Source organism: Aquimarina algiphila (genome assembly GCF_007489275.1).
Classification (GTDB): Bacteria; Bacteroidota; Bacteroidia; order Flavobacteriales; family Flavobacteriaceae; genus Aquimarina; species Aquimarina algiphila.
Map to the genome: position 1 here is coordinate 1 of NZ_VLNR01000121.1, position 7287 is coordinate 7287.

General features: G+C 31.2%; 4 protein-coding genes. All 4 read left to right on the forward strand.

All coding sequences use genetic code 11. From position 1 onward, the window contains the following. Positions 1-384 precede the first annotated feature (384 nt). A complete protein-coding gene (locus FOF46_RS29785) occupies positions 385-3678 on the forward strand; it encodes a VCBS repeat-containing protein (RefSeq protein ID WP_244299799.1) in 3294 nt (1097 codons plus the stop codon). Between the two features lie 110 nt (positions 3679-3788). Further along, the gene (gene epsC / locus FOF46_RS29790; RefSeq protein WP_109434497.1) at positions 3789-4529 is read left to right on the forward strand and encodes a serine O-acetyltransferase EpsC; all 741 of its coding nucleotides are present in this window, start codon (positions 3789-3791) and stop codon (positions 4527-4529) included. Between the two features lie 174 nt (positions 4530-4703). Then, on the forward strand, positions 4704-5282 hold the full coding sequence (locus FOF46_RS29795) for a hypothetical protein (protein ID WP_143919081.1): 579 nt from the start codon (positions 4704-4706) through the stop codon (positions 5280-5282). 248 nt (positions 5283-5530) lie between these two features. Next, on the forward strand, positions 5531-7105 hold the full coding sequence (locus FOF46_RS29800) for a hypothetical protein (RefSeq protein WP_143919082.1): 1575 nt from the start codon (positions 5531-5533) through the stop codon (positions 7103-7105). Positions 7106-7287 lie beyond the last annotated feature (182 nt).

Genomic DNA, 7287 nt, shown 5'->3' on the forward strand with positions numbered 1-7287 from the left:
AGAACCGAAATTAACTCGACTCAATTTACATTGGCACAATTCGAACTGTAAAAAGTGGCACAGTTTGAACTGAAATTACTGGCACTATAGCTCCGAAATCAGTGGCACAAATCAAACCGAATTATCCAAGGTAATGTAATTGAGCGTTTAGATACCCTTTATGGAGAAGATTATGAGTTTAGTATTACTAATCAAAATGATATTGGAGTAGTTACTATAATTAAAATCACTGTTTAAATACATTTTACAAGCATTAGTTGTTCTTATAGGATAATCTGTGTTGTTTGTCTATAAAAAGGTGTTGTTTATTAGATAAGTTTAGTATCAAAAAAAATCTTCCTTATTTTCCTGATTCCCTTCAAATCCTATTTAATTCTAAGCATCATGTTTAAGAAGATATATGTAATCGTTTTGATATTAATATATAGTAGTTGCTCAAAAAATGAAACAGAGATAACAAAAGCGATAAACAAAGAACAGAATACCTCATTATTCGAAACAATTTCTGAGAGTCATAGTAAGGTTCATTTTAAAAATAAAATGGAAGAAACCTTGTATTTCAACTTTCTCAATTATTCATATATCTATAATGGAGGAGGAGTAGCTGTAGGTGATATCAATAAAGATGGATTAGAAGATTTATATTTTAGTTCAAATCAAGGAAGTAATGCACTCTATCTTAATAAAGGCGATTTTGTTTTTGAGGACATTACAAAAACTGCTGGAGTAATGGATAAGGAGGGGTGGTCTACTGGTGTCTCTATGATAGATATCAATGCAGATGGCTGGTTGGATATTTATGTTTGTAAATCAGGATCATTAAAAAATCAGAAACAGAGAAAGAATAAACTATACGTAAATCAAAAAGATGGTACTTTTTTAGAACAAGGTGATCAATACGGGCTTGCTTCTACAGCATTTTCTACTCAGGCATATTACCTGGATTTTGATAAAGACGGGGATCTTGATGTATACTTGGTAAATCATCGACCTGATTTTAATAATAATGTAACTATTGATCCCAAAATTCAATCAAGTTTTCTTCCTGAAAGTACAGATCAACTTTTTGAAAATAATAATGGAACATTTTATGAGATCACTCAAAAATCGGGAGTGCTAAATAAAACCTGGGGATTAAGTGCTTCTATTGGAGATTTTAATGGAGATAACTGGCCAGATATTTATGTTGCTAATGATTTCTTAGAACCAGACTTTCTTTATCTGAATAATAAAAATGGAACTTTTACCAATTCAATTCTTGAAACTTTTGATCATATCTCTGTAAATAGTATGGGTTCTGATTATGCCGACATTAATAATGATTTAAAACCTGATCTAGTGGTATTAGATATGTTATCTGATGATCATAAAAGAGGTAAAGAAAATATGGCTTCAATGAGTACAGAAAACTTTAACCTTTTAGTAGCAGCAGGGTATCATCATCAATATATGTCAAACATGCTACAACTTAACCTGGGAGATGGAGTCTATAGTGAGATAGGGCAATTAACAGGTGTTGCAAAAACAGACTGGAGCTGGGCTCCTTTATTGGCAGATTTTAATAATGATGGATATAATGATCTTTTTGTAACCAATGGTATTCTTCATGACCTGTCTAATCAGGATTTTAGACATCGAATGAAAGCAAATATTATACGACGTAAAAAAGTAACGCTTGATGAAGCCATTAGTATGATGCCTTCTACCAAATTGAGTAATAAGGCTTTTTTAAATTCTGGTAATCTAACTTTTTTTCCTGTAACCAAAGAGTGGGGGTTAGAAAAAGAAATAAATTCTAATGGCGTAGCATATGCAGATCTTGATAATGATGGGGATTTGGATTTGATCCTTAATAATCAGATGGAAACCGCAAGTATCTATAAAAATAATCAAGACAATAATTTTATTTCTATTGCACTCCTATATGAAGAGAATAACCCAAATGGGATAGGAACAAAAGTCAATATTTACACAAAAAATCAACAACAGTCAAAAGAATTATATCCCGTTAGAGGGTTTCAGTCTTCAGTAAGTCAGCGATTACATTTTGGATTAAATGACATCAAAATTATTGATAGTATACGTATAGAATGGCCCAATGGGAGATATAGTATTATAAAACAAGTCAAAACGAATCAATTACTTACGATACAATCTAAAGATTCAAAAAAACAGATTAAACATTCTCAGAATAAGAATGTAGATACATTTAAAAGTATAGATGGTAAGCAGTTTGGTATTGATTATATGAATAAAGAACGTGATTTTGACGATTATAAACTACAATTGTTACTACCTCAGAAACAGAGTGAAAAAGGAGCCGCATTAGCAGTAGCAGATGTAAATAATGATGGTAGAGATGATTTTTTTATCGGAAATGCCAAAGGAGCACAAGGAGCAGTCTACATTCAAAAAGAAGATGGAATGTTTAGAAATTCAAGTAGTGCTACGTTTCAAAAAGATATTGATTTTGAAGATAATACTGCTTTGTTTTTTGATATGGATAATGATGGTGATCAAGATCTTTATGTAGGGAGTGGAAGTTATGAAGATGTGGATAATAGTGTCTGGCTTCAGGACCGGATGTATATTAATGATGGAAATGGTAATTTTACAAGAAGTCATGGTTTACCCAATATTAGATCCGTTTCCTCTACAGTTTCAACATCTGATTTTGATAAGGATGGAGATCTTGATCTCTTTATAGGAGGTGGAGTTCTACCAGGTAAATATCCAATGTCTTCTCCATCGTATCTTTTAAAAAATGATAAAGGAACGTTTATAGATGTAACTGATGATTTGGGTAAAGATTTAAACAACCTAAATATGGTTAATGATGTAGTATTTTCAGATTATGATCAAGATGGTGATGATGATCTTATCGTAGTAGGTGAGTGGATGCCAGTTATCATCTTCAAAAACGAGAACGGTACTTTTACCTATAAACAAGATAAAATATTAGAAAATACCTCAGGATGGTATTTTACAATCCAGCCAACAGATGTTGATAGAGATGGAGATATGGATTACCTGTTAGGAAATATAGGAGAAAACACTAAGTTTCATCCAACTATTGATGCACCATTGCATATTTATGCGAGAGATTTTGATGAAAATAAAAGCTTGGATATTATTTTGAGTAAAGAATCGAAAACAGGACTATTATTACCTGTTCGGGGAAAAGAATGTTCATCAGAACAAATTCCTAAGTTAAAAGATAAGTTCAAAACATATAGTGCTTTTGCTAATGCATCATTGTCTGAGATATATGGAGATAAAAACCTTCAAGAAGCCATTCATTTTACAGCTACTAATTTTAGCACAATCATACTGGTAAATAATGGTGAAGGTGATTTTGAGATACAACCCTTACCCATACAAGCTCAGTTTGGGCCTACTACCAATTTTATCATCGCAGATTTTGATAATGATACTATTGATGAAATATTGGGGGTAGGTTCTTTATATGATGCCGAAGTAGAGACCATAAGATACGATGCAAATAAAGGATATATTCTTCAGTTGGATAAAGAGAAATTATTTAAATATTATAAGACAATAACAGGACTACAAGGATTACAGATAAAGGCATCAGAAAATATCATAATTAAAGATAAAAAATACATTCTTCTTCAATGTAAAAATGAAGCATTAAAACTTTTATCTACAGGTTTCTAACCTAAGATGAGTAAAGAAAAATAAATATTCCATTTTCTTACTAAATTGCATTGTTTTCAATCTAATTATCATTGAATAAAGGATTCATGTAAAGTTCATAGAAAAAATAAATGAAAAACATCTGGAATAAAATAGCTTTAGAAGCTAAAAATTTTGCTAATAAAGAAGCGATTATAGAAAGAATAATTATTAAAAATATTAATGATAAAAAAGATTTTTGGCATGCAATTTCTGACATATTGGGAGATAAGCTTAAAACTGATGATTTCACTCGATCTGAATTACAAAAAGTTATTGTTAAAGAAATAGAAGAAGATCCTGACTTACAAGAAAAAATTATAGCTGATCTAAAAGCATATGTTGATCGGGATTTTGCTATAGAAACGTATTTAGAAGTGATTCTTTTTTCCAGAGGTTTTCAAGGAATTACCGCATATCGGGTAGCTAGAAGGTTTCTTCTGAAAAACCAGAAACTAACAGCAAAGTTTTTTCAAAATAGGATTTTCGAAGTGTATGCAATTGATATTCATCCAAATGCCAAATTAGGACAAGGAATAGTAATTGATCATGGGATTGGGTTAGTTATTGGAGAAACAGCCGAAATAGGGGATAATGTATTTATTTTTCATAATGTAACTTTGGGAGGTACGGGCCATCAAGGAGGAGATAGACACCCCAAAATAAAAAATAATGTATTTATAGGAGCAGGAGCTACAATTCTCGGAAATATTACTATTAATAATGGTGTCAATATCGCTGCAAGTAGTGTCGTTACCAAAAGTGTAGAAGAAGGGATGACGGTTGCAGGAATACCAGCAAAAGTGATAGGAAAAGCAAAAAAAATACAATAAGAATAAAAAGTGATTGGGTTTCTGTAAAAAATACATCAATACTCTGCGTGATTAATATATGAAACTCATTTATTAGCATCTCAATATTAATATACGACGATTCAAAAGAAAAATATAAATAGACTCTATAGTTTATTAGAATTTGCAATAGTCAAATCATAAAAAAAACAGATTATGCAAACAAGAACCTTATGTATCTTAGGACTAATATTTTTTGTAACCAGTTATATATTTTTTTCTCAAGGATCACTGAGTGAACAAAAACATATAGATTTAGCTCATTGGTTTAATTTGATTGGAGCAGTATTATTATTTTCTTTTAATCATGTATTTTCTAAAAATAAACTTAATTCTATAGCATCTGTTTTAACAACCTTAGGAATTATTGCTCATGTTGGACTTTGTACTATTGATTTTATGATGTGGAGCTTTGGTAGTAACGATATCGGAAGAAATGAATTAAGAGAACAAATAAATAATACACCATTAATTTTATACCCTTTTGTAATCATTGGACCATCGTTACTATTTATTGGGCTAGCCACCCATGCTTTGAATTTTATCAAAACTAACCCTATAAGTTCTCTTATGGTCATAATTGGTGGACCATTTGTCGGACTTTCATATTTTATTTGGAATAGCGGAATTTTAATGTTGGTTAGTTGCATTATTTTTGCATCTGGACTGGCGATACTGTTATATAGAAATGAAATAAGAAACATGATGAATAAAAACTCTCTAATCAAATCTTGATTTTGAGATTTTTTGATATAAGAAATAATTTTTATCAATATTAATCTATGACTTGTATAGTATACAATATCTATATTTAGGTAAGAAAAATGTTTATAGGTGATGATAGGTTGTCCAACTCAATTAAAAATTCTCATTATACTCTAGTGAATTCTAATATTCTAAACTGATATTCTAATACTCGGTTAAGTTCATTTTTATATGCCATACATTTAAATGAACTATACTAGTAAAAGGGATATGAAATTATGGAATTAAACTTTTTGAAGGTAAAGAAAATAGGTTTCAAAATAGGGTTGTTTTTCTTCTTCTTATTGATAGGAACTGCCAGTAACGCTCAGATATTTGATAAAGTATTGAAGAAGGTAAGAAATGTTACAGGTAAAAGAATGCCTTTTGAAAAAACTAAAGCAATATCAACCTCGATACAGGATACACTCTATGGTATTGATTGGTTTGATGAAGATATGTTTATACCAGAAATGGCAGAACCAATTGGAAGCTCTACTCTTGGACCAGGCTATTATAGATCGACTGTGAGATCATATTGTTTAAAAGCCGGGGTATATGGTCCAACCAAAGGAGATGGGTACCAAATAGCTAAACTGAAAGGGAGAAAAGCTAAAGTAATACATTCCATTCTTAAAAAATCAGTCATATATCCAGATATTCCTCAATACCACGTGCAAACTCTTATTTGGGGAATAGAAGTAGGGACTAAGTTTTCCAGCTACCCTCTTGAATTTCAGAATACAGTAAGACCATTGTTAACAAAAAAGGAGATGTTATCAATGGAGGTGAGTTTTGATAAGATAAAGTACAAATTACTTCCCGAAAAGGTTAAATCCCTTATGAACACCTATGCTTCACTCCGAACAAAAATGCAGTCTGCTCAAATAAAGTACGATGAGATAGAAGCGATTGCCGTAAAAAAAGGAGTAGCTCCATTAGGAGCGGGGAGTAAAGAAATAAAAAAAGGACTTTGGTCTTACATTGGAAATGGTTTTTTTATGCGTGCTTTTCCTAAGGTATATTCAACCACAGAAGTAGAATTATACAGGCCAGCTAAACTGGATATCATAAAAGATGATAAGGGAAGAATAAAAACAATTCTTGATAGAGGAAAATCAATAGAGATTGTTTATGATGATAGTATGGGATCAGATACTTTTGATTATGGAAATACAAAGGTACCTATATGGAAAATAAAGAAAATTCATTTACAAGGTAACCAAAAGGATCAAGATACCGTTATTGAAATCAATCAGTGGATATTTAGAGGTTCTCAACAGCAATTGGATTTAGTCATGCAAAAGCATCAAAATTCGATTGAAATCAATCAGTTTGAAAAAACTAAAAGAGGAGGACCTTTTCCTGAGGAAATAAATTTTGCCAGGTTTGACCCAGATAAGAAAAAACCTACCTGGGAAGAAATATATGAAAGACTAAAAAAAGATAAAGAAGTATTTGATAAATACAAGAAATGGTATGATAAGTTAAAAGAGTATAAAGGATATGCAGAAGAAATAGATGAATTTGGCAGAGTACGACCAGATGAATATTATTTAAATGAAGAATTCCGGAAAAAAAGAATTCAAGACGCCATAAAAGTTGTATCTAACCCAGGAGATGCCAAAGGGAGATCAAAATGGATCAGGGAGACGTTAAAAATGACTATGGATTTAGTAGCTAATGCAATATGTGCGTTAGGAGGTTGTGGAGATAATAGACCTCTTGATCCAGATATGGAATCCTACCCTGGACAACCAGGAAATACAGCTAAACAAAGGATTGGCCTTAGTCAATATAAAAAAGAACCATAAAAAAGTGTTCTTTTTTCTATATCCATTATAATCTACATTATATTTAAAATAGATATAACCCGTTGTGCATTTAGAAAAAGTTGCGCAAACTGCTAAAAGGCAGTAAATTGTAGTTACGACACTATAATTCATATGCACAACTTTCAAGCAAATTACGATAAAATACTCAAGGTTTTAAAAGG

Excerpts from the sequence above, each read along its gene's own strand:
- FOF46_RS29785 (WP_244299799.1), top strand. The coding sequence starts at position 385 with ATGTTTAAGAAGATATATGTAATCGTTTTGATATTAATATATAGTAGT.
- FOF46_RS29795 (WP_143919081.1), top strand. The coding sequence starts at position 4,704 with ATGCAAACAAGAACCTTATGTATCTTAGGACTAATATTTTTTGTAACC.
- epsC (WP_109434497.1), top strand. The coding sequence starts at position 3,789 with ATGAAAAACATCTGGAATAAAATAGCTTTAGAAGCTAAAAATTTTGCT.
- FOF46_RS29800 (WP_143919082.1), top strand. The coding sequence starts at position 5,531 with ATGGAATTAAACTTTTTGAAGGTAAAGAAAATAGGTTTCAAAATAGGG.